This is a genomic window from Vreelandella piezotolerans (assembly GCF_012427705.1).
Lineage (GTDB): Bacteria > Pseudomonadota > Gammaproteobacteria > Pseudomonadales > Halomonadaceae > Vreelandella > Vreelandella piezotolerans.
In genome coordinates, this window is record NZ_CP048602.1 from 874,999 (window position 1) to 896,883 (window position 21,885).

At 58.1% G+C, this 21,885-nt stretch carries 20 protein-coding genes; 11 read left to right on the forward strand and 9 right to left on the reverse strand.

The genetic code is table 11. From position 1 onward, the window contains the following. The first annotated feature begins 92 nt into the window (after positions 1-92). On the forward strand, positions 93-863 hold the full coding sequence (locus GYM47_RS04045; RefSeq protein WP_153842182.1) for a helix-turn-helix domain-containing protein: 771 nt from the start codon (positions 93-95) through the stop codon (positions 861-863). Next, positions 860-1,723, forward strand: coding sequence for a putative RNA methyltransferase (locus tag GYM47_RS04050; protein ID WP_153842183.1), 864 nt, complete (start codon positions 860-862; stop codon positions 1,721-1,723). Before GYM47_RS04045 ends, GYM47_RS04050 begins: the two co-directional genes overlap by 4 nt. A 106-nt stretch (positions 1,724-1,829) precedes the next feature. On the opposite strand, the gene GYM47_RS04055 is transcribed toward GYM47_RS04050, so the two are convergent. Next, positions 1,830-2,036 carry a cold-shock protein gene (locus GYM47_RS04055; protein WP_054641274.1) on the reverse strand — a complete coding sequence of 69 codons (207 nt, stop codon included), beginning with the start codon at positions 2,034-2,036 and terminating at the stop codon, positions 1,830-1,832. 216 nt (positions 2,037-2,252) lie between these two features. After that, positions 2,253-2,468 (reverse strand): TIGR02450 family Trp-rich protein, encoded by a 216-nt coding sequence (locus GYM47_RS04060; protein ID WP_054641275.1) that lies wholly within the window; start codon positions 2,466-2,468, stop codon positions 2,253-2,255. Positions 2,469-2,652: 184 nt separating this feature from the next. On the opposite strand from GYM47_RS04060, the gene GYM47_RS04065 reads away from it, so the two are divergent. Next, the gene (locus GYM47_RS04065) at positions 2,653-3,918 is read left to right on the forward strand and encodes a dicarboxylate/amino acid:cation symporter (RefSeq protein ID WP_153842184.1); all 1,266 of its coding nucleotides are present in this window, start codon (positions 2,653-2,655) and stop codon (positions 3,916-3,918) included. Positions 3,919-3,945: 27 nt separating this feature from the next. Beyond that, a complete protein-coding gene (locus GYM47_RS04070; protein ID WP_153842185.1) occupies positions 3,946-4,422 on the forward strand; it encodes a nucleoside deaminase in 477 nt (158 codons plus the stop codon). Positions 4,423-4,524: 102 nt separating this feature from the next. On the opposite strand, the gene GYM47_RS04075 is transcribed toward GYM47_RS04070, so the two are convergent. Then, positions 4,525-4,698 (reverse strand): YqaE/Pmp3 family membrane protein, encoded by a 174-nt coding sequence (locus tag GYM47_RS04075; RefSeq protein WP_044629799.1) that lies wholly within the window; start codon positions 4,696-4,698, stop codon positions 4,525-4,527. 174 nt (positions 4,699-4,872) lie between these two features. Here GYM47_RS04075 and GYM47_RS04080 point away from each other — a divergent pair, with 174 nt between their 5' ends. Next, positions 4,873-6,915, forward strand: coding sequence for a TonB-dependent receptor family protein (locus GYM47_RS04080; RefSeq protein ID WP_153842186.1), 2,043 nt, complete (start codon positions 4,873-4,875; stop codon positions 6,913-6,915). Between the two features lie 90 nt (positions 6,916-7,005). Here the strand turns inward: GYM47_RS04080 and GYM47_RS04085 are convergent, their stop codons facing one another. From GYM47_RS04085 to GYM47_RS04095, 3 genes are all read right to left on the reverse strand, one after another. Then, a complete protein-coding gene (locus GYM47_RS04085; RefSeq protein WP_153842187.1) occupies positions 7,006-9,549 on the reverse strand; it encodes a glucose/quinate/shikimate family membrane-bound PQQ-dependent dehydrogenase in 2,544 nt (847 codons plus the stop codon). A gap of 274 nt (positions 9,550-9,823) precedes the next feature. Beyond that, positions 9,824-10,828, reverse strand: a complete 1,005-nt coding sequence (locus tag GYM47_RS04090) for an NADP-dependent oxidoreductase (protein ID WP_153842188.1) — start codon at positions 10,826-10,828, stop codon at positions 9,824-9,826. Between the two features lie 190 nt (positions 10,829-11,018). Continuing rightward, positions 11,019-11,411 (reverse strand): septal ring lytic transglycosylase RlpA family protein, encoded by a 393-nt coding sequence (locus GYM47_RS04095; RefSeq protein ID WP_044629795.1) that lies wholly within the window; start codon positions 11,409-11,411, stop codon positions 11,019-11,021. Positions 11,412-11,744: 333 nt separating this feature from the next. On the opposite strand from GYM47_RS04095, the gene GYM47_RS04100 reads away from it, so the two are divergent. The 3 genes from GYM47_RS04100 (at position 11,745) to GYM47_RS04110 (ending at position 14,710) form a co-directional block, all read left to right on the forward strand. After that, complete coding sequence (locus GYM47_RS04100) at positions 11,745-13,187, forward strand: hypothetical protein (RefSeq protein WP_153842189.1); 1,443 nt, start codon at positions 11,745-11,747, stop codon at positions 13,185-13,187. A gap of 113 nt (positions 13,188-13,300) precedes the next feature. Further along, complete coding sequence (locus GYM47_RS04105; protein ID WP_231128598.1) at positions 13,301-14,092, forward strand: RsiV family protein; 792 nt, start codon at positions 13,301-13,303, stop codon at positions 14,090-14,092. A gap of 138 nt (positions 14,093-14,230) precedes the next feature. Then, positions 14,231-14,710: an NUDIX hydrolase gene (locus tag GYM47_RS04110; protein WP_153842191.1), complete on the forward strand. Its 480-nt coding sequence runs from the start codon at positions 14,231-14,233 to the stop codon at positions 14,708-14,710. Here the strand turns inward: GYM47_RS04110 and GYM47_RS04115 are convergent. Beyond that, on the reverse strand, positions 14,693-15,571 hold the full coding sequence (locus GYM47_RS04115; RefSeq protein ID WP_153842192.1) for a DMT family transporter: 879 nt from the start codon (positions 15,569-15,571) through the stop codon (positions 14,693-14,695). The genes GYM47_RS04110 and GYM47_RS04115 overlap by 18 nt on opposite strands. Positions 15,572-15,705: 134 nt before the next feature. Here GYM47_RS04115 and GYM47_RS04120 point away from each other — a divergent pair, with 134 nt between their 5' ends. Further along, positions 15,706-16,578 carry a LysR substrate-binding domain-containing protein gene (locus GYM47_RS04120; protein WP_153842193.1) on the forward strand — a complete coding sequence of 291 codons (873 nt, stop codon included), beginning with the start codon at positions 15,706-15,708 and terminating at the stop codon, positions 16,576-16,578. Between the two features lie 88 nt (positions 16,579-16,666). After that, positions 16,667-17,224 (forward strand): cytochrome b, encoded by a 558-nt coding sequence (locus GYM47_RS04125; RefSeq protein ID WP_153842194.1) that lies wholly within the window; start codon positions 16,667-16,669, stop codon positions 17,222-17,224. A gap of 20 nt (positions 17,225-17,244) precedes the next feature. Here GYM47_RS04125 and GYM47_RS04130 read toward each other — a convergent pair whose 3' ends face one another. Together GYM47_RS04130 and GYM47_RS04135 are read right to left on the reverse strand one after the other, a co-directional pair. Then, on the reverse strand, positions 17,245-19,038 hold the full coding sequence (locus tag GYM47_RS04130; protein ID WP_153842195.1) for a diguanylate cyclase: 1,794 nt from the start codon (positions 19,036-19,038) through the stop codon (positions 17,245-17,247). 160 nt (positions 19,039-19,198) lie between these two features. Next, complete coding sequence (locus GYM47_RS04135) at positions 19,199-20,065, reverse strand: LysR family transcriptional regulator ArgP (protein ID WP_153842196.1); 867 nt, start codon at positions 20,063-20,065, stop codon at positions 19,199-19,201. Positions 20,066-20,221: 156 nt separating this feature from the next. On the opposite strand from GYM47_RS04135, the gene GYM47_RS04140 reads away from it, so the two are divergent. Continuing rightward, positions 20,222-21,877 carry a multidrug ABC transporter permease/ATP-binding protein gene (locus GYM47_RS04140; RefSeq protein WP_153842197.1) on the forward strand — a complete coding sequence of 552 codons (1,656 nt, stop codon included), beginning with the start codon at positions 20,222-20,224 and terminating at the stop codon, positions 21,875-21,877. Positions 21,878-21,885: the final 8 nt, after the last annotated feature.

Below are 21,885 nucleotides of genomic sequence, written 5' to 3' on the forward strand. Positions count from 1 at the left end.
TGGGGTGAGCGTTGCAATACTCACCGTTCAAGTTGCGTTATGGGGGCTTTCCGGTATCGTTATACGCTACTTTTCCACGTGTCGGAGGCCCTGTGAGCCAAACCAGCGCGCTTATCGATACGTTGAAGCGCCAACTGCGCGCCCAAGGTTACACCTATGCCGATGTGGCGCGGTGGCTTGAACTGAGCGAAGCGTCGGTGAAGCGGCTGTTCGCAGATAAGCACGTTACCTTAGAGCGCTTGGAAATAATTTGCGACCGGCTCAATCTGGAATTTTCTGAATTGATCAGCGCCATGCACGCCGATGAGCAGCGGGTGCAGGAATTGACCCAAGCGCAAGAGCAGCGCATCGTCGACGACCGTGAGCTGTTTTTGGTGGCGGTATGTGTGATCAACGGCTATCGCTTCGAAGAGATTCACCACCAATATCGGCTGAGCGAGGTGCAGTGCATTCGCCATTTGCTGACCCTCGAGCAGTTGAAGCTCATCGAGCTGCTGCCAAGCAATCGTATTCGTCGACGGGTGGCGGCGAATTTTCGCTGGCGCCCCGGCGGTCCGATTCAGCAATTTTTCCAGCAGCACATCGCCACCGAGTTTTTTCAGTCGCGGTTCGATCGCGATACCGAAAAGCTCATGGTGCTCAATGGCCTGCTCTCCCAGGCGGGCAGCGCCGAATGGCAGCAGATCATGCAGCGCCTAGCCAATGAGTTTCACGCGCTGTGCGAACGAGAAAGCAACCTGCCCCTGCAACAGCGCTTTGGCACCACCTCGGTGCTGGCGGTGCGTCAGTGGCAGTCCACGCTATTTAAAGATGTGTCCCGCACTGCCATGCCCAACAAACGCCCTAACGAGACTTCTTTGTGACCCATCGATCCCCTTTTCAGGCTCTGGCCTGCCCGTTAGACGGCGAACCGCTCCATTTGGAAGGCGGCACCTGGCGGTGTGCGTCAAACCACAGTTTCGATGTGGCCAAACAGGGGTACGTGAATTTGCTGCCCGTTCAGCAGAAGCGTTCCACCGACCCCGGCGACAGCAAAGCCATGGTGGCGGCACGTCAGCGTTTTTTGGCGGCGGGTGAGTATGCGCCCATTGCCGAGGCGCTTAGCCAGGCGGTCGTGAGCCACGCCGATCAGACACAGGCAGAGACGTATTGCTGCCTGGATGCTGGCTGTGGCGAGGGGTACTACTTACGCCAGTTGGCCCACAACGTTCCCGAGTCGCAGGCGCTGTCACTATTGGGGCTGGATATCTCGAAGTGGGCGGTGCAGTCGGCGGCGAAGCAGGACGATAAACAGGCACCCATTTGTCGCTGGGTTGTCGGCAGTAATGCCCAATTGCCGATTCAGTCGGCAAGCGTGGATAGCGTGCTGTGCATGTTTGGCTTTCCGGTGTATAGCGAGTTTGCGTGTGTGCTTAAAACGGGCGGGCAGCTGATTCAGGTTGACGCGGGGCCGCAGCACCTGCGCGAGCTACGGAACATTATTTACCCCACCTTAAAACCTACTCGTGAGAAAGAAACCAACGTACCGGAAGGGTTTGCCCGCCGCGCTTCCGAGCAGATTTGCTACGCTATTTCGTTAGAAGGGGGAGACGTTATCCGCGATTTGCTGACCATGACGCCACATTTGTATCGTGCCAGTGCGGAGGGGCGCGAAAAAGCGGCTGCTTTAGATCAGCTGACGCTCACGATCGATGCCCAGCTCACCGTATGGGAGAGGGATTGACGTATAAACGCAAAAAGGCCCGCCGAGGCGGGCCTTTTTGTTGAACCGTTCACCTAGAGGGCAAAGGTTCTAGCAATCTTATCAGTGCTATCGAAAGCGATAGAACTTAGGAGATTTGCTTGATGTTAGACGCCTGAAGGCCTTTTTTGCCCTGGGTAACGTCGAAGGAGACGTTAGCGCCTTCTTGCAGGGTTTTGAAGCCGTCGGCCTGAATTTCGGAGAAGTGTGCAAACAGGTCGTCACCACCGTCAGAAGGAGCGATGAAGCCGAAGCCTTTGGTGTCGTTGAACCATTTAACTGTGCCAGTTGCCATTGTGTAGATCCTTTTGCGCGAATGCGCTGTCGTAAAGTTCCTGGTATGACCCAGATGAAGTAGCGGGTGAAACAAGGAATACAAGATCAGGCAGCCGAAAAAGATCGTACGCTTCTGAAACCATGCTGCTTGCTAACCACTGGCGCTACAGTGTCATGCTTCCAGGGTTAGGTCAAAGCCTTTCGCGTTTATTTTACGATGACCGCTGAGCGTCAATCATTTCCAGCCCATCTTCCAAATGCTGGCATCTTTGAGTGCTTGCCAGGGCAGCGTGCTTTCTCGGTGGGAGTGCACCGCTTCAAGCACCACGTCAACGACATTTTCCTCCTCGTCACGGAGCAGTTGCGTCACGATGAAGTGTTTCTCCTTATGTCGGGGAGTCACGGCAGTCCATTTGCTGTGGTGTAACTTGTTGGGGTTGATGCGGTTCATCAAAGCTCCAAGTTCAGTAGATCGGCAGCGTTCGTGAAGGAGGCTGTGCGTGTGGTCAAAGGGGCCGTGCTAAGCTATTTCACCTACGTGACATGCTCACGCGCTATCGCTCTCTATGTCAGCCATTCATAGTGATGGTTCATGGCATGGTAGGTTCCACGGATTTATCTGGACAGGACATTCAATGACATATCTCTGGAAGCGCTATCTTCAAGCATCGCTCATCCTCCGTGTGACGATTGCGCTGATACTGGGCGTGCTGGTGGGCATCGTGGGTGGTGACGAAGTGACCGTTTGGCTAGCGCCCGTGGGGGATTTACTGCTCCGGCTACTGACGTTTCTGATCGTTCCCATCGTGCTGTTCACCCTCATGGTTGGGGTGAACCAATCACGGGAAGGCAGTGCCGGCCGTGTGGGCGGTAAGGTGTTCCTCTACTACTTAGGCTCTTCTGCGCTGGCCATTACGGTGGGGCTGACCGTTGCCACTCTATTTAGCCCGGGCAGCGGCATGACGCTCAACGACAGCGCGAGTTTTTCGGTGCCCGACAACCCTGGCGTGATCGATGCTCTGCTCAACATCGTGCCGAACAACATCGTGGGTGCCTTTGCCGAGCTCAATATGCTGGGCATCATCTTTACCGCGCTGGTGTTTGGTATTGCGCTGCTCAAAATGCGTCAGTCGGAGCAGCAGCATGCGCTGGGTGAGCAGCTTTACCAAGTGATCGAGGGGCTGAATGCCGTCACGCTCAAAGTGATGTCGGGCGTGCTGCATTTTGTGCCCATTGGCGTTTTTGCCATCGTTGCCGAAACGGTGAGCCAGCAGGGTATGGAAACACTGCTGTCGTTGGGCGATATGGTAATGGTGCTGTATATCGCACTCGGAGCGCAGCTATTGATTTACTGTGCGGTCATGCTGCTGTTCGGTGTGAGGTTGCGCACCTTTTTCGGTGAGGCGCGCACGCCGATGGCCACTGCATTCGCAACCCAAAGTAGCTCCGGTACGTTACCCATCACGATCAACGCCGCACAGCGGCTGGGCATTCCGAAAAGCATTTATGGCTTTAGCTTGCCGCTGGGGGCAACGCTCAATATGGACGGTGCCGCCATCCGTATTGCCATTTCAGCGGTGTTTGCCGCCAACGTCATGGGAGCTCCTCTCGACTTCATGAGCATGGTGCAAATCGTACTGATTGGTACGCTGGTCACGGTGGGCACCGCCGGGGTGCCGGGTGCGGGCATTATCATGATCGCCACCGTGTTCGCGCAAGTGGGGCTGCCCATTGAAACCGTGGCGCTACTCACTGCCATCGATGCGTTGGTCGGCATGGGGGCAACGGCGTTGAATGTCACGGGGGATTTGGTGGGTACCTCCGTGATTGCCAAAAGTGAAGGGCATTCACTCGCTGAAACGCCTGACGAAGCGGGCGGTCAGGCGGCGGAAAACGGTTGATACGCGTTTTGACGATAGGAGTACACCATGATTCACGAACGTGAGTATCGTTATTTGCAGCGTGCCGTGGTACTAGCTGAAGAGGCGCTCGATGCGGGAGACGAGCCTTTTGGCAGCGTATTGGTCAGCGCTCAAGGCGAGATACTGGCGGAAGACCGCAACCGCATTGCTGGCGGTGACGCGACGCAGCACCCTGAATTTGCTCTAGCGCGTTGGGCGGCGAATCATCTCACGCCGGAAGCGCGTGCGGCTGCGACGGTGTATACCTCGGGTGAACATTGCCCCATGTGCGCGGCCGCCCATGGCTGGGTGGGGCTGGGGCGCATTGTTTACGTCAGTTCGACCGAACAGTTATGTCAGTGGCTCGCCGAGTGGGGCGTGGCCGCACCGCCCGTGGCAACGCTATCGATCAACGAAGTAGTGCCAGGGCTTACGGTAGAAGGTCCGGTACCTGGCCTGGACGAGCAGGTTCACGCTTTGCATCGCCGTTTGCACGGCAAGTAACCGAGCCGTATCAGCTAGGGTTAAAGAGAACTAGGGTTAAAAGAGAACGCCGCTTTGCGCAAGGCAAGGCGGCGTTTGTTAAACTCAATACGTCACGAGTGGCTAGTGCTTAAGAATGACGTAGAAGGCGTGGATGATGCCTGGAATGAAGCCAAAGAGCGTCAGCAGGATGTTGAGCCAGAAATGTCCCTTAAAGCCGACCTCGAAAAATACCCCGAGTGGGGGAAAGATCACTGCAAAAATCATCTTGATCGGGTCAGTCGCGGTAAATGCCATGTAGCCTCCTTTGCTTACACGATGAAGGTGAAATCACCCTTGCGCCAGTGTAGAGCGAATCCAGTCACTTGGCGAACGAGCCACTTGGCTGTATGACTACGTTACCGTTTGATTGTTCCCTACAGAGCGCTAGAGCGCTGATTATTCACTTGAATATCGTTTGGAAAGGATGCCATGAATCGCTACTTCACCCCTTCGCTGCTGCTCATTAGCTCGGCTCTAACAACGCCCGTATGGGCGCAAACCGCGACCCAGGCCGCGCTCCCCACCGTCGAAGTCAACGCGCCTCGGTTGTCGCGAGAGCTCTATGCCACGCCGGCCGCTGTTTCAACCATCGATCGCGATGCCATTGCCCAAGGCCAGCAGCGGGTGCGCCTGGATGAGTCGCTCGATCGCGTGCCGGGCGTGTTCCTGCAGAATCGCGATAACTTTGCCCAGGGGCAACGTATCTCGATTCGTGGCTTTGGTGCCCGTGCGCCGTTTGGGGTGCGGGGCATTACGGTCATGGTGGACGGCATCCCTTATACGTTGCCGGATGGGCAGGCCCAGTTGGACGCCATCGATCTGGACAGCGCCGAGCGCATCGAGGTGATTCGTGGGCCGTCGTCCGTGCTGTATGGCAACGCGGCGGGAGGGGTGATCGACATTACCACCGCTGACGGGCGCGACAACCCTGGCACGCGGCTGCGTGTAGGCGCTGGAAGCGATGGGTATCAGAAAGTGGCGCTGCAAAATGGTGGCGTACAGGGGGATTGGTCGCACCATATCAGCCTCACCGCGCTGAACGTGGATGGCTACCGGGAGCAGAGTTCTACCGAGAAGTATCTACTCAATGCCAAGCTGCGCCGTGAGTTGGGCAGTGATCGAGCACTCACCGCCATCATCAACTTGCTGGATAACCCTCGCTCGGAAGACCCCGGCGCGCTCAACGCCCGCGAGGTTGCCGAAGGGCGCGACCAAGCCGCACCGAACTCGCTGGCGTTGGATGCCGGTCAAACCGTCGACCAGCAGTTGATCGGGCTGCAGTATGAGGATTTAGCGGCCGGAGATGGGGAGCTGTATCTGAAAGGCTTCATCGCCCAACGGGATTTCGAGCAGCAGCTGCCGTTCGTGGGCAGCAGCCGCTTGGGTTATCAGCGCGATTACATGGGGGCCAGCGCCGAGTATCACCATGAAGTCACGCTAGGCAGCCTGCCGCTGAATTACATCGTCGGGGTGGATGCCGCGCGTCAGAAAGACGAGCGCTTCCGTAACGCTGTGAATTCGCAAGGGGCGGTGGGCGAGCCGCTCGCCGATGAAACCCAAACCGCGACCTCCACTGGCGTGTTTGCCCAGGGAGATATAGCGCTGTCTGAGCCGCTGACGCTGTCGTTGGGCGCGCGGTTTGATCGGGTGGATCTCGATGTGGATGACGATTTTGCCGCCGACGGTGACCAGAGTGGCCAGCGCACCTTTAACGAGTGGAGCGGCTCTGCCGGGCTGAGTTACCGCTACCGCCCGCAGCATCAGGCGTATATCAACACCGGCACGGCCTTTGAGACCCCCACGTTCTCTGAGTTTGCCAACCCGGCAGGGGGTGGCTTTAATCCTAGCGTGGAACCGCAAAAAGCCTGGAACCGTGAAGTGGGGCTGCGTGGTTACATCGCACCGCTGGCGCTGGATTACGATGTGGCGTTCTTCTCCGTCCGCGTGCGCGATGAGCTGGTGCCCTACGACGAAGGCGGCCGCACGTTCTACCAGAACGCCGGGGATACCAATCGTGATGGTGTCGAGCTGGCGCTGGGCTGGCAGTTGGCCGACCAGTGGCGCTTGGACAGCGCGCTCACCCTGGCGCGCTACGAGTTCGATGAGTTTGCCACGCCTTCTGAGCGTTTCGATGGCAACCGCATACCTGGGTTGCCGGAGCAAACCTGGGTGAGCCAGCTCACCTGGGAGAACCTCGGCGAGCGTTTTGCCACGCTGGAGACCGAGTATGTGGGCGATTTGGTGGCCGACAACGCCAACCAGACGGCGGTGGATAGCTACTGGCTGGTGAACCTGCGGGTAGGCGACGGCTGGCAGCTGAGCCCACAGACGCGACTAAGCGCTTACGTGGGCCTGCGTAACCTGCTGGATGAAGAGCACTACTCAAACGTGCGCTTGAACGGCACCTTTGGGCGCTTTTACGAACCTGCTCCAGGGCGCAGCGTCTACGGTGGCCTAGAGCTGAGTTTTTAAAACTGACGACGCTTTAGACTGCCGCATAACACGAAAAGGGCGGCCCATGGCCGCCCCTTGTCTATCTAGCTGACTCCGTGGAGCGAGCGGTTACTGCGGTAACGCGTAGCCAATCACGTAGTCACCCATCTTGGTACCAAAGGTACCGTGACCGCCCGCCGTCACCACCACGTACTGACGACCGTCGGCGCCGGTATAGGTCATCGGCGTGGCCTGACCACCGGCGGGTAGGCGCGCTTTATAAAGCTCTTCACCCGTGGTGATGTCGTAGCCGCGCAAGTACTGATCCAGCGTCCCACTCAAGAAAGAGACGCCGCCAGCGGTGGTCAGCGGGCCGCCCAAGGCGGGAACGCCGACGTTCAACCCAATCGGCAGGTCAAAAGGCATACTGTCGCGGGTAGTACCGTTACGATGTTTCCACACCACTTGCGCCTCTTGCAGGTCGATACCCGCCACATCGCCCCAGGAGGGCGCTTGGCAGGGTAAGCCCAGTACGGAAAGCAGCGGGCCTAGCTCTACCGCATAGGGCGCGCCTTCGTTGGGCTGTAGGCCCTGCTCGCTGGCGGAGCCCTGGCCCTCTTCTACTTGGTCGCGGGGGACCAGTGTCGATACGAACGCGAGGTACTTCGCACCGGTAAACAGCGCCTGGCGCTCAGGATCGACCGCAACGCCACCCCAGTTCATTACCCCCACATTACCCGGGTAAACGATGCTGCCTTCCAAGGAGGGCGGCGTGTACTGGCCTTCGTAACGCAGCGAGCGGAACTGGATGCGGCACATCATTTGATCGAAGGGTGATGCGCCCCACATATCCCGTTCGGTGAGCGGCGGTGGTAGCAGGTTCAGCGCTGAGCGAGGCTGTGTCTCTGCGGTCCAGTCGCCGTCGATGGCCCCCTGCGGCGCGGGCACTTCGTCGATCGGCACGATCGGCTCGCCGGTTTCCCGGTTGAGGACGTAAAGGCTGCCCTGCTTGGTGGGCTGAATCACGGCGGGCTGGGTGCCGTTAGCCGTTGCTAGGTCGATCAGAACCGGCTGAGCCGGGGTATCCATGTCCCACAGGTCGTGGTGAACGAATTGGTAAACCCAGGCCACTTGGCCGTCGTCCAGATTCAGCGCTACGAGTCCTGCGCTATACGTTTCATCGTTTTCAGAGCGATCGGCACCGTACTGATCCGGCGTGGCGTTGCCCATGGGCAGATACACCAGCCCTAATTCTTCATCGACGCTGATGGGGGCCCAAACGTTGGGAGAGCCGCGGGTATAGGTGTCACCCTCGTCGAGTGGGGCGGTGTTATCGGGGTTGCCGCTGTCCCAGTTCCACACCAGCTCGCCTGTGTGCACGTCGAAAGCGCGAATCACGCCGGAGGGCTCGTCGATGGAGCTATTATCGGTGACATGACCGCCCAAAATGACCAAATCTTCCGTCACCGTGGCCGGCGAGGTGGAATAGTAGCCGCCAGGGGCGAATTCACCAATGTTATTGGTAAGATCGATCTCGCCGTTGTTGCCAAAGCTTTCGCAGCGCTCGCCGGTATCGGCATTCAGCGCAATCAGACGGGCATCGGCCGTCGGCAAATAGAGCCTGCGCGGGCACATCACGTCCGTGGCGCTGAGCATGGCAGCGTCATCGTCGGATGCCAGCGAGGAATCATCGGCCAAACCACTGATGAAAAGCAGAAAGGCTAGATCCAGATCGAACTGGCTGCCATCATCGAACAGCGAGCGCGCCGAAGCGGTATCGTCGGCGGGTGACGTAGTGTCATCGTTCGGGCTGCTTTCGGTGCGCTCGGCTGCGTAGTTTGCAGCATCGTAATAGGCGAGGCCGCGGCAGGTCATGTGGGCCCAGCCGGAGAAGTCGTCGGCACCCATGGTGCTGATATTGGGATCGAACTCCCACAGAGTTTCGCCGGTTTCCGGTGACAGCGCCATGGCACGGCTATGCGACGTGCAGATGTACAGACTGTCGTTCACTTTCAGCGGCGTATTCTGGTTGGTGATTTCCGGCGGCGCATTGGGGCCAGGCTCATCGCCGGTTTGAATGCGCCACACCTCTTCCAGCTCGCTAACGTTCTCGGGCGTAATTTGGTCGAGTGACGAATAGTGGGTACCAGCATTAGTACCGCCGTAGGCAGGCCAATCGTCACCCGCGACCTGGGCCGGGTTGACGGCTTCGGTGTTATTGGCGGACTCGATGCTGCCCTCGATGGTGCCTGGGTAGCTAAACTGGCTGGCGATGGCGACGATGATAGCGGCGCCAATGCTGGCCATAAGGGCGAGACTGCCACCGCGCGAGTTGAGCGGTTTGCGCCACCATGGCAAAAGCATGATGAGGCCGATGAGGCATGGAATGGCGACCCTGGGGACCAACTGCCACCAGTCTAGGCCGACTTCCCAGAGCGCCCATCCCAGGGTGGCGAACAAAATGAGGGCGTACAGCCAAAGCGCTGCGCCTTTGCGCAGGGCAAGCAGCAGTCCGGCGACGGCCACGGCGATCCCCGCGATGACGTAGTAAGCGCTGCCGCCTAGCATGAGCAGCTTAACGCCACCCACGGCCAGGGCGATGCCAGCTAACGCCAGCAGCAAGCCCAGCAGTAGCGCTGGCCATTTGCTGCGAGCACGTGTGTGTTCATCCATGAGGTAAACCCCTGTTAACAACGAGTTGATGCCGCTTGCCGGTCAAGGTGTGCGGCGGCTCCACAACGTGCCCTAACCCATCGGCAACGCCGATGGGTTAAAACACACATTGATTGGCTGTGATTTTAATAATCAATTCGCTTTTGGTCTAATGATTTGCTGGCTAATTAATGCCCATAAAAACGCCGCGCTATTCAACATAGCGCGGCATGGCGAGGTTAAAAGAGATGAGGAGCAGATTTAACCTAGCGTAATGGGCTGGAAAGCGGGGTGATCAGGCCGATAGCTTGACCAGCATCTTACCGGTATTGCCGCCCTCGAAGAGTGCCAAGAAGGCATCTGGGGTGCTCTCCAATCCCTCTTTGATCGTCTCTTTGTAGTCCAGTTTGCCATCGGCTACTTGAGGAGCCACTTCGTTCAAAAAGTAGCGATAGCTGGACCAGTGATCGGCGACGATGAAGCCCTGCATCTTGGCTTTGCGAACCACCAATTGCGACAGGTTGCTCGGCCCAGGTGTAGGCGTTTCGGCGTTGTAGCTATCGATCATGCCGCAGACGGCAATGCGCGCACCCTCGTTGAGCTGGCTGAGTGCCGCTTCGAGGCAGATACCGCCCACATTCTCGTAATAAACATCGATACCATTCGGGCTGGCGAGTTTGATGGCATCGCTGAGCTCTTGAGCGCTGCGATCTCGGTAGCTGACCGGCTCGACGCCCAGCGACTCTAGCCAGGCAAGCTTGTGAGCAGCGCCTGCGATACCCACCACGTGACAGCCTTTTGCTTTGGCCAGCTGTACCGCCAGGGAGCCGACGGCGCCACTGGCAGCACTGACGAGGACATTATCGCCCGGCTTGCATTCGGCAATCAGATTGAGGCCTGTCCACGCCGTCATACCGGGCATGCCCAATACGCCTAGATAGGCTTGGTCGGGCACGTTCGAATCGGGCAGCGCTGTGACGCCATCTCCCGACAATTGTGCGATATCGCGCCAGCCCCCCATGTGGCTGACTTTATCGCCCACCTTGACGTCAGCGTGCTTCGAAGCGATGACTTCACCGATGGCTCCACCCTCCATGGGTTGGCCCAGTTCGAAAGGGGCGACATAGGTGCGTATGCCCGACATTCGGCCTCGCATGTACGGGTCGACCGATAGCCAGTGATTACGAATGCGCACTTCGCCATCCGCTAACTCGGGTAACTCCTGGGTCTCTAGCGAAAACAACTCGCGCTTGGGTAAGCCGGTGGGATAGTCGGTAAGCGTGTAAAAACGAGATTGCATGGCTGCCTCCTGCATTGAAGTAAGCGTCGTGTTCCTTGCAGAGTAGAGACCATTAGCAAGCTTGCAAGTTCGTCAGGTGACCAAGACACATAAAAAAGCGGCCCGAGCGGGCCGCTTTGTTCAGCAAGGGCTGCTACATGGCAGCGCTGATCGTTTAAGGGGTATCACACGCTTGCGGGTGTGTTATCCGTTAATCTACCAGAGTGATCATCACGGGGGCCGTACCTCGGCGAATCATCCCGAGGGCTCGCGCTGCCCGTTTAGAAAGGTCGATCACGCGTCCTTTTACGAACGGGCCACGATCATTGATCATGACTTCGACTTCTTGCCCGGTATCGGGGCGGGTGACCAGCACCTTGGTACCGAAGGGCAGACTCGGGTGCGCTGCAGTCAGCGCTTGTTGATCGAAGGGTTCGCCACTGGCGGTGGTGGCCCCTTGGAAGCGGTCGCTATAGAAAGAAGCCACCCCTTCTTGTAACTCAGTTTGCGCATTGGTTTGATGAGCAACTGCTTGATTGGCCGTCAAAAAAAGCAGTGCGACTGCCAAGCAGGTCGTTCGTAGTCGGTGTTTATGGGCTCCCATAGGAGTACCTCAGTGGTTCGTAAAGCGGACTCCGCATTCGTCGACGAGGTGCCGATAGGCGTATGGATAGTAGCTTGCCATTCAAGGGTCGGCAAGCTTTAAGAAGATCGGCACAATTACCCCCATAATTGCGCTTTTTATCAATATGCGCTACACCCTTGCGTTTCAGTAAGTTAGGCATCTCCCAATGAATCGGAGTAATGACCCTGCGTCAGCGCCGCCATATTTTTCATCAAACGCTCACTTTAACTCGTTAGACGCCTTATAATTTATCAACATCATTGATATTGACTATCACTCAACCCACCCTCGCCAATGAACAAGGATGCCCCTATGGCTAAGTCTTCTTCACTGACTCTTTTGGTTGTGGCGGTCGGCGGCGCTGCCGTTGGTTACTTCGCCGCGCAAACGTTGCCCAGCGTGACCCCCTCGTCAGAAGAGCCCGACGCAGACACCACTACCGAACAGGAAGCGATGCCTGCGGCCCTTCAAGGCCTGGACTATCTCACCTTGGGTGAGCGCTCGCGGGGCGAAATCACCTCCGCCAGCGAGCTCAATGGCAAAGATGGCAGCCGCTTTACGCGTTATGCCATTTCATTGGAGGAAGAGGCACTGGTCGAGGTATCGTTGAGCGGTGCGCTACAAGGCACGGTAGCGCTATATGACGATCAGCTCCAGCTATTGGCTAACGCAGAGACGGTGCGTCATCGTATCGAAGAGGGTGGCGATTACATCGTCGTCGTAAGCGGTGCCGATGCTCATAGCTATGGTCCGTTCAACGTCAGCAGCCGTACCATCGAGCTGAGCGATGCGGATAGCATGACCGTGGGCACCCCCGTCGACAGTTGGCTCGATGCCACCGAGCGCGAGATCACACTGACTATCGAAGAAGCGGGCATGTACCAAATCGAGATGCGCGCGGATGACTTCGATGCGTACCTCGAGCTGGAAGGCCCCAACGGTTACTATCGCGAAGATGACGACAGCGCCGGTAATTTGAACGCACGCATTACCGATTTTCTCGCCCCGGGTGAGTACACCCTGACCGCACGCTCGGCCTATGGTGACGGCAATGGCCTGTTCACCTTGGCGGCCGACCCCCGCGAACTGCCGGATGACGGAGAGCTACGTAACGACGGTACCGTCGTGCCCAACGAGACGCTAAGCGGTTGGTTCAGTGGCCAAGACCTAACGTACGACTTAGAAATCGACGAAGCGGGCATGTATCAAATCGATATGAGCTCCAGCGATGTAGACGCTTATTTGATACTCGAAGGCCCCAACGGTTACTTCCGCGAAGATGATGACAGCGCCGGTAACTTGGATGCGCGCATTGCAGATTTCCTAGCGCCGGGCTCTTACCAGCTAACCGCGCGCACGGCCTATGGCACCGACAGTGGACTTTTCACCCTGGCCATCGAACCCCGCGAACTACCGAACGGCGTCGAGCTGCGTAACGACGGCGCGATCACGCCAGACGAAACGCTCAACGGCTGGTACAGCGGTGAAGCGTTGACCTACCAGCTCACGCTAGAGGAGAGCTCGCTGGTCACGCTGACCATGACGTCCAACGATTTCGATACGTACCTCGAGCTGTATGGCGAAGGCGTGTCCTATACTGATGACGACAGCGGCGGTGGCACCAATGCTCGCCTGGAGCAGGCGCTACTGCCTGGTACTTACACGGTGAGCGCACGTGGCTTCAGTGCAAGCGGCAGTGGGATGTTCGAACTGCAGGTGGAGACAGAGCCCACCGAAATGCAGCCGGACACCTAAGAATCGCCCACGCGTGACGGTGTTTCCAACAGCGCCCCTGCCATACTGCAGGGGCGCTGCCGTTCTACCACGACCCGCTCGCCTTATCAGGAAGCATGATCCACAAGGAGGTTATGATGTTACGCACGTTCAAAACGCTAGGTGCAGGGCTATCACTCGCCGGAACGCTATTACTAGGTGGCTGTTTGGCCGCTGATAAGCCTCCCCGCGAGCCGATTGCCTTGGCCTCGCTGGCCGTGGAAAAACAGTACGTGGCGCCAAGTTGCCAGGCCGAGCAGTGCTCGACGGTGACTGTCTCGGCACTGACGTTTCCTCAATCGTCCACACTGAGTGACGCCTTACGAACACGCTTGCTCACTCTAGGCATGCCCATTAGCGACGAGGAAGCGGCGCAGCCTGCACAGAGCTGGGACGAGTACGCCGATCGTTTCTTGGCCATGGCGGCGGAAGATAATCGTGTTGCGCCAGGCCACATGACCAGCGAGGCATTGTTGGAAGCGTCGGTCTACGCGCGTCACCACGATCTACTAGTGATCGAGCTGAACAGCTATGTGTACCACGCAGGTCAGGCTCATGGACTGCCGCTGACGGACTATATGGTCATTGATGAGCGCGAACATCGTGTCGTCGAGCCCGACGAGATGCTGATAGAGGGGCAAGCGGCTGCTTTCGATGCGCTGTTGAAAGAGGCACATCGGCGCTGGATCACCGAGGCGGGCTTCGATGAGCAGTTTGCCGTTGACTGGCCGCTTAGCCAGAGCCGCAACATTGCGCCGCTGGAGGATCGCTGGGAAGTGACCTACAACGTCTATGAGATTGCGCCTTATGCGGTGGGCCAACCCACGCTCACCCTCCCTCTTGATGCGTTGGCGGGGATAGCCAAGCCCCGCTACCTAGGGCAATGACGCGAATCGAGCAATCGCACCTAATGGCTTAAAACAAATCGCCGATGATCGGCTACGCTGAGAAGCAGCGGCCCGCATGAGACGTGCTGGTCGCTGCTTTTTTATTCTTCCACGTAGATCGATAGGCATGGACCGCTTATGACACTCGATACGCAAGCCGCTCGGCAGGTGCAGCTACTGGTCGTTGACCCAAAGGGGCATTTGCTGCTCAAACGCGATGAGTCGCTTGACCATTGGACGCCATTGGGCAGCGCATTAGCACACGATGATGATTATCCAGCCGCAGCGATACGCCTGCTTTATGCAGATGTCGGGCTTGTCTGTCCTTTAGGTCCATTACTTCGTCAGCGCCGACAAACCGATAGCGCAGGCCAGCCCTTCGAGGAGCGCTTTTTCCTTGTGCGCTGCCCCGACACTCAGCCGACCCCCCACAGAAGCCTTCAAGGCACGCGGTTATTGGCCCACGGCGGCGGCACTGCGCCTGGTTTTGCATGGTGGTCGCTCGCGCAGATGCAGAGCGCCGAACAGGAGGCCTTTTCGCCCTCCTGGTTGCCCGAGCTACTGGCCAGCGTGCTGTTTAGCGAGATGATGATGCCCACCTCAGCGGCCCGCCTTTAAGCAGCCCACTACCACCAGTAGCGCGGCGGTGGGAAGCCGCCAGTCAAGCACGCTCATGCCGGCCAAGACCAGCAGCAGCGCTGCCAGAATGGGCACGCCGTAAGCCAAGCTGCCCACGAGGCTAGCCTGACCAAAGCGCAGCGCTTTGTCCCACGCCACCATGGCGATGCCGTAGGGCCCCAAGCCCAACGCGATACCGGCCACCAACGCTTCACCACGGGGAAGCGCAACGCCGCCCTCGAGCCAGACACTCCCAAGACAGGTGAAGGCGCAGGCTATTAGCAGCAACCGCGGCAGTAGCGGCGTCAATGCGATGGGAGCCGCTTGACCCAGCCATGAGTAGAGTGCCCAGCAGCACGCCGCAAGCAAGGCCAACCCATAGCCCCAAGCCACACCGCCGAAGCCGCCGTTGAACGCCTGGGGCAGCAGCAATATAGCCGCGCCCGAAAAAGCAATCAGCGCCCCGGCCACACTGGCCCAATGCAATCGGCCCCAGCGGCTCCACTGGCTCAACAAGACGAACAGTACAGGCCATGTATAGGTGATCAGCGCCGCCTCTGCGGCGGGAGCAAGACGCATACCAATGAAGTAGCTACTGACGGCGCCTACGATCAGCAGCGGAATACCTAGCCAAACGCCCAGCGTCCAGCTCAGCGCGCAGCGGGCCATCGGCACGCGGCGACTCAGCGGGAGAGTCGCCAGTGCGCCTGCCAACAGTGTCAGCGCGGTTAGCTGAAGGGGTGCGGTGGCACGGGCAAGCTCCGCCATCAGGGGTGCCATGCTCCATAATGTGACGGCCACCAGGGCCGCACCGATACTGTAGGACGGGGATTGCAAAATCGATGAGTGACGGGTCTGCATCGCGCGTCTCCTTGTGTGTTGACTCACCCTGGTGGCAGCGAGCCTTGAAATACCTTCATGACGCGCAGCATACTCATCACAAACACATCAAGATAACGATCTTTTTTGATCGATAACATCGACAATGGTGATATATGAGGGCGCCTACCTTTGACCTAACGCTGTTGAGAACGCTGGTGGCCATTGCAGATACCGGCAGCGTTACTGCTGCGGCCAAACGGCTGGCGTATACGCAGTCCACCGTCAGCATGCAGCTACAGCGGTTGGAGGCGCAGTTGACGGTCAGCTTGCATGAACGAGAAGGGCGGCGGCTGCGCTTTACCCCAGAAGGAGAGCGTCTGCTAGCCCATGCGCGAAAACTGCTCGCCCTCAATGATGACGCCTGGAGCGATATGCAGGCCCGCCAGATTACCGGCGATCTTACGCTGGGCATTCCTGAGGATTACGCCTCGCTGCTGCCGTCGGTATTCGCGTATTTTCATCAGCTCTACCCGGCCGTGGGGCTGACGGTTCAGTGTGGGACCAGCGCGCATTTGGTCGAACAGGTGAAAGCGTCGGCGCTGGATTTGGCGCTGGTGACGCGCCAGCGGCACTCGCCCGGGGGCGATGTGATTCGCCGTGAGCCGCTGGTCTGGGCGGTGGGGGTGCATCAACAGCCCTCCATGAGTGATCCTATTCCACTGGCGCTTTACACTCCAGGCGCGGATGTATTTCGCGAAGTGGCCGAGCAGGCGCTGCAAGCCGCCGGGCGAGATTGGCGAGTGGCTTATACGAGCCAATCCATGGCGGGGCTAGCGCCGATTGTCACGGCAGGGCTGGCGGTAGTGGTGGTCACGCGCAGCATGCTCACGCCTATGCTGCGCCCGCTGGATGAGAGCAGCGGGTTGCCTGCACTGCCGATGATCGAGCTGGCGCTCCACCGGGCACCTCACCGGCCTTCCGAGCCCGCTCGTCGGCTTGGAGAATTGATCCGCGAACAGCTAGCGGCTTCCAGCGAAGCGTTATAAGGTAAACCGCTGGCTAATCATTATTTTTCTAACGGGTCGACGTTGCACTATGCTGACGGTGACGACATGGCTGGGCAGGGAGTCTTGAATGCACGAGTTAGATCACTACATCTATCCACACCGGGTGCTGCACTGGCTGGTGGCACTGGCGGTGCTGCTCTCGCTGGCGAGCGGCCTGACACTGGGGTTTTTGGGCTATGAACGCACCTTGGCGCTGGTCGGGAATACGCTGACCAACATGCTCTATACCAGCCATAAGACGCTGGGAGTAGCGATTCTGCTGCTGATGACGCTTCGCATCATCACGCGGGTCGCCTTCGTGGTGCCGGACCATGACCCGCCTTTGAACGCTTTCGAGCGTGTCCTCAGTACCAGCGTTCATCACTTGCTTTACGCGGGGCTGGTAGCGATGCCGTTGATCGGCTGGGCCGCCACGGCAACGGGCGGTTTTCCCGTGGAGTTCTTTCACTGGCATTTGCCGGGACTGCTAGGCAAGAACGAAGCACTCTCAGACACCCTCTTCATGTGGCACGAGCGTTTGGGGTGGGCACTGGTCGTATTGATCACACTGCACGTGGCGGGTGCGCTATTTCATTGGCGAATCAAGCGCGATAACGTCATGAAGCGCATGAGCCTGTTTGATTGAATGCCCCATCCCTGCAAATGTCACGCTGAACCGTAGCCATAAAAACGCTTGGTTTGGCGTGATTTTTGGGCATACATCTGACGATCGGCCTCTTTGAGCAGTTGGGCGAAAGTGGCGTTGCCGTCGCGGCTAAGAGTGACGCCGATGCTGATCCCTACGTGGATCATGGTTCCGCAGGGTAGTTTGATGGGGTCGCTCAGGGCTTGAGTGATGCGGCTGCAGATGTCCTCCAGCAAGCTGGGGTGTTGAATTTGCTCCAGCAGCAAAATGAATTCGTCGCCACCAAAGCGAGCACAGTGATCTCCCTCGCGTGCAATATGTTCTAACCGTTTGGCTACTTGCTGAAGCACGAAATCCCCTGCCTCATGCCCATACTGGTCATTGATCGGTTTGAAGCGATCCAAGTCGCACATGATGAGCGCGAGCGGTTCCCCGTGAGTATGGCTACGCGCCAGGGCAGCATCGGCATGCCGAACTAAGCCGTGCCGGTTGAGTAGCCCTGTCAGCATGTCGTAATTGGCGAGCTTCTCTAGTGCTTCGGTCCGAGTCGCCACTTTGGCTTCTAAAATGGCCTCTTGTTTTTTCAGCATCGCCACGGTATCGGTTTGCGCTTGCTCTTTTTGCCTCTTCAATTTATTGAAACGTGCCGCCAAGGCAAAGGAGAGCAGCAACATTTCGATGGCGGAGCCAATCTGAATGCCGTGGAGCGTGACGAAGTTGGCGGGCAATATACTCATATTACGCAGTGCAAACACGGCTGCGCCGAGTAAAAAGATCGACCATGCCACAACGAATAGGCGAGCACTGGGGACGCGTCGCCATGAGCAATAGAGTCCGCAAACCAGTAGTAGTAGGGCAGCCGTAAAGCCTGCGATATCCATCAATATCAGCGCCGGTTGGATAGGGATGACGAATACCGTGATGAGCACCCCCCAGCACACAAAGCGAAATCGCGTGAGCGTCCGGTGCCAACGTGGGCTATAACGCCACGTATTCAAAAAACTTTGGGCAAACAGCGTGGCCATAGCCGAAGCAAACGTAAACCCAATGGCTACGAGCCGGGCAGTCTGCTCACCAAGAAAGCTCCAGAAAATCAGCGTCCCCAAACCGTTGAAGGTCAAAATCGCCAACGTGAAGCCGAAGGCAAACAGCGAGTAGTAGAGAAAGACGCGTTCTTTGAGGCCAAAGAAAAGCAAAAAGTTATACAGCCCCAACGCAAGCAACATGCCGAAGTACGTGGCGAGCCAAAAATTGTGGCGGTCGTTTTGGGCGTAGAACGCTTCGGGCGTCATGACGCTGTAATTCAATACTTTGCTACCGACAGCCGAGACTTGACTATACAGCGTGACGGTTTCGTCGCCTGCTAAGGTCACAGGAAAAATGGCCTGACGATGAGCGAGGGCGCGCTCTGATAGCGGCAGGGCACTGCCGCTTTGCTGCACGTCGGTAAAGTGCGCCCTCAGCGTATAGAGCGTGACGTGATCCAAAAAAGGGTATTCGAACGTGACCAGCCACGTGGCAGGGCGTGGGGAGGGATTATGCAAGCGCGTGGTTAGCCAAGTGTCGCCTTGCGTATAGCCAAAGTGCAAATCAGATTCACTTGTAACGGGTTGAAAATCGTCCGTGCGGGCTAGCACATCACGCAGCGTCAGTGGGGTATCGGTATGCCAATAGCGGGTCACGTTATTAAGCGAGTAACGGTCGTGTTCGGGAGACGCCGACAGCGTATCAGCAGCGTTGACCTGACTGCCTGCAATGAGTAAGAGCGTAAGAAAAGTGGCAAATAGGCGCTTCAAACAACCGTTAGCATCCATAGCGTTCGCTTTCTTGATGTTTGTTGTTACTCCGCTCAGGCAACCCTGATCGCTAACGAAAAGGCGAGATAATGACGCCCCTTCCTATCAAACAGCATGACATCGTTCTAAAAACATTTTGATTGTAGACGCGTTTGTCCCCGAGTAGATGAGAATGATGCTAAAGCGTGAGATGGCTCAGCCTTTCGGTCAGCCGTTGTATCAACTGCCCACTGTGTCGCCAAAAGTGCCAATATAGGGGGACGGTCAATCCATGCCCTGGTGCAATGCTCACCAACTGACCTGACTGTAGCGACTCGGCGGCCTGCCGCTGGGGAATCATGCCATAGCCAATGCCGGCGGCTGCCAGCCGAACGAAGCCCTCTGATGAGGGGCATAAATGGTAGGGGAAATATCCCTGATAGCCCCACTGCGCTAAAAACTGATGCTGTAGCTGGTCGTGTGGGCCAAATACGATGGCCGGTGCGTGTTGAAACGCATTCAGGCTTGGGCCGTCCGGGAAATAGCGTGCCACGTAGGAGGGCGATGCCAACGGCTGATAGTGCATGTCACCGACGTGCAGGCAGCGAGCGCCGGCGATGGGCTGGGGAGTGGCGCACAGGCAGGCTGCCACGTCGCCATCGCGCAGTCGCTTCAGTCCAACGTCCTGGTCTTCGATGACCAAGTCCATCAGCACCCCTTCCGACTGACAAATATCCGCCACGGCATCGGCCCACCAAGTCACGACGCTGTCGGCATTGATGGCGATGCGCAGTCGCGGCGCGGCTTTTTCCAAGGTCGGAAGCGCCTCGTGTAAGTCCCGTTCTAGCAGCTGCACTTGCTGATAATGGGCAAGCAACCGCTGGCCTGCGGGCGTGGGTGCAAGCGTGGGGTGGCGCACCAGCACCGGCTGGCCCAAGCGGACTTCCAGCGCCTTTATCCGCTGTGAAATGGCCGACTGCGAGAGGCCCATCATGTCGCCTGCCCGCTCGAAGCCGCCGCACTCCACCACGGTGGCTAGGGCATGCAGTAATTTGTAATCCACCATGGCGTTCTCTCAGTGGTTGGCTAGGGCAGTTAAGCAACACTGCCGCGATGAGTAAAGGCGCGTGAGCCAAACTGCGTAAATGAAAATCAGTCTCTTTGTTTGACTTGGCAGAGAAGTGCGTCACAATTCGCCGCCTGTGCGTAAAGGGGATGGGGTATGGAATTATTGCGAGTGGTGTTTCGCCATTACCGCTGGCCGTTTTTGGGCGCGCTGGCGCTGAGCCTGATGAGCGCCGGACTGGGCGTGGGGGTGATTGCGTTCATCAACCAGCGGCTGATCGAAGCGGGTAGTGCCCTCCCTGCGCTGCCTCAATTTTTAGGGCTATTGGCGCTGCTGCTGGCGGTCACGCTGGGCACACAGCTAGCGCTCACCTTGTTGGGCCACCATTTCGTCTTCGACCTGCGCTCCCGGCTGGTGAAGCGGATTCTGGATACCGATATCGAACGGTTAGAGCAGCTAGGTAACGCCACCCTGCTGGCAAGCCTCTCCAGCGATGTTCGCAATATCACCATCGGTTTCGTTCGCCTGCCGGAGCTGGTGCAGGGCGTGGTACTCACGCTGGCCTCGGTGGCTTACCTTGCGTGGCTCTCACCGCAGATGGTGGTGATTACCGTGCTCTGGATGGCCTTCACCATGGGCGTTGGCTGGGTGCTGGTGTCGAAGGTGTATCGCCACTTTCATCAGGTGCGCGAAAGCGAGGATCGGCTGTATAAGGATTATCAATCGGCGATAGAAGGCCGCAAAGAGCTGGCGCTTAACCGTGACCGCGCACGGCGCTTTTTTGATGAATCCTACACGGAGAACGCCAAAGCGTACCGTCATCATATTATTCGCGCAGACACCTACCACCTCAGCGCCAATAACTGGTCCAACATCATGATGCTGGGCGCCATTGGCGTGGTGTTTTTCATGGCCAACGTGCTGGGGTGGGCAAGCCCTGCGGTGGCGGCCACTTTTGCTTTGACCCTGCTGTTTTTACGCACGCCCTTGATTCAGGCCGTGGGGGCATGGCCTACACTGATCAGCGCCCAGGTGGCGTTCGATAAACTGGCCAGCCTGGCGTTGGCCGAGTACCAGCCGGGTTTCGAGGTGGAGGACCGCTTCCACGATTGGCAGCGCTTGACGCTCACCAACGTGGTGTATCGCTACACCCCATCCTCCGGGGGGGAAGGCTTCCAGGTGGGGCCGCTCAATCTTACGCTGGCGCGTGGCGAGCAGGTGTTTCTGATTGGCGGCAACGGCAGCGGAAAATCGACGCTGGCGCGCCTGCTGTCAGGGTTGTACCGCCCGCAAAGTGGCCAAATCAGCGTGGATGGCAAGGAGCTTGGCCCTCCAGAGTGGGCGGCGTTTCGGGCGCGCTTTGCCAGCGTCTTTACCGATTTCCACCAGTTCGACCAAGCCATGGGGCCGAGTGGCCGCGTGGCCGACCCCGCGCTGGTCACGACCTGGCTCGAGCGGCTGCAAATGCACCAGAAGCTGGAGTGGCAGGCTGATCGCGTGGTGAATACACAGCTCTCGCAAGGGCAACGCAAGCGTTTGGCACTGCTGCTGGCGATTGCCGAGGAGCGGGATATTCTGCTGCTGGACGAGTGGGCGGCCGACCAAGACCCGCAGTTCAGGCGGCTGTTTTACCGCGAGCTGTTACCCCATTTGAAAGCGATGGGCAAAACCGTGTTTGCCATTAGCCATGACGACAGCTACTTCGTCCATGCGGATCGTTTACTGGAAATGTCCAAGGGGCAGCTGAGTGAGCTGACGGGAGAGCAGCGGGCACAGGCCAGTGAAGATGCGGTGGCGCAGATCAGCTCGTAACGAGCGGC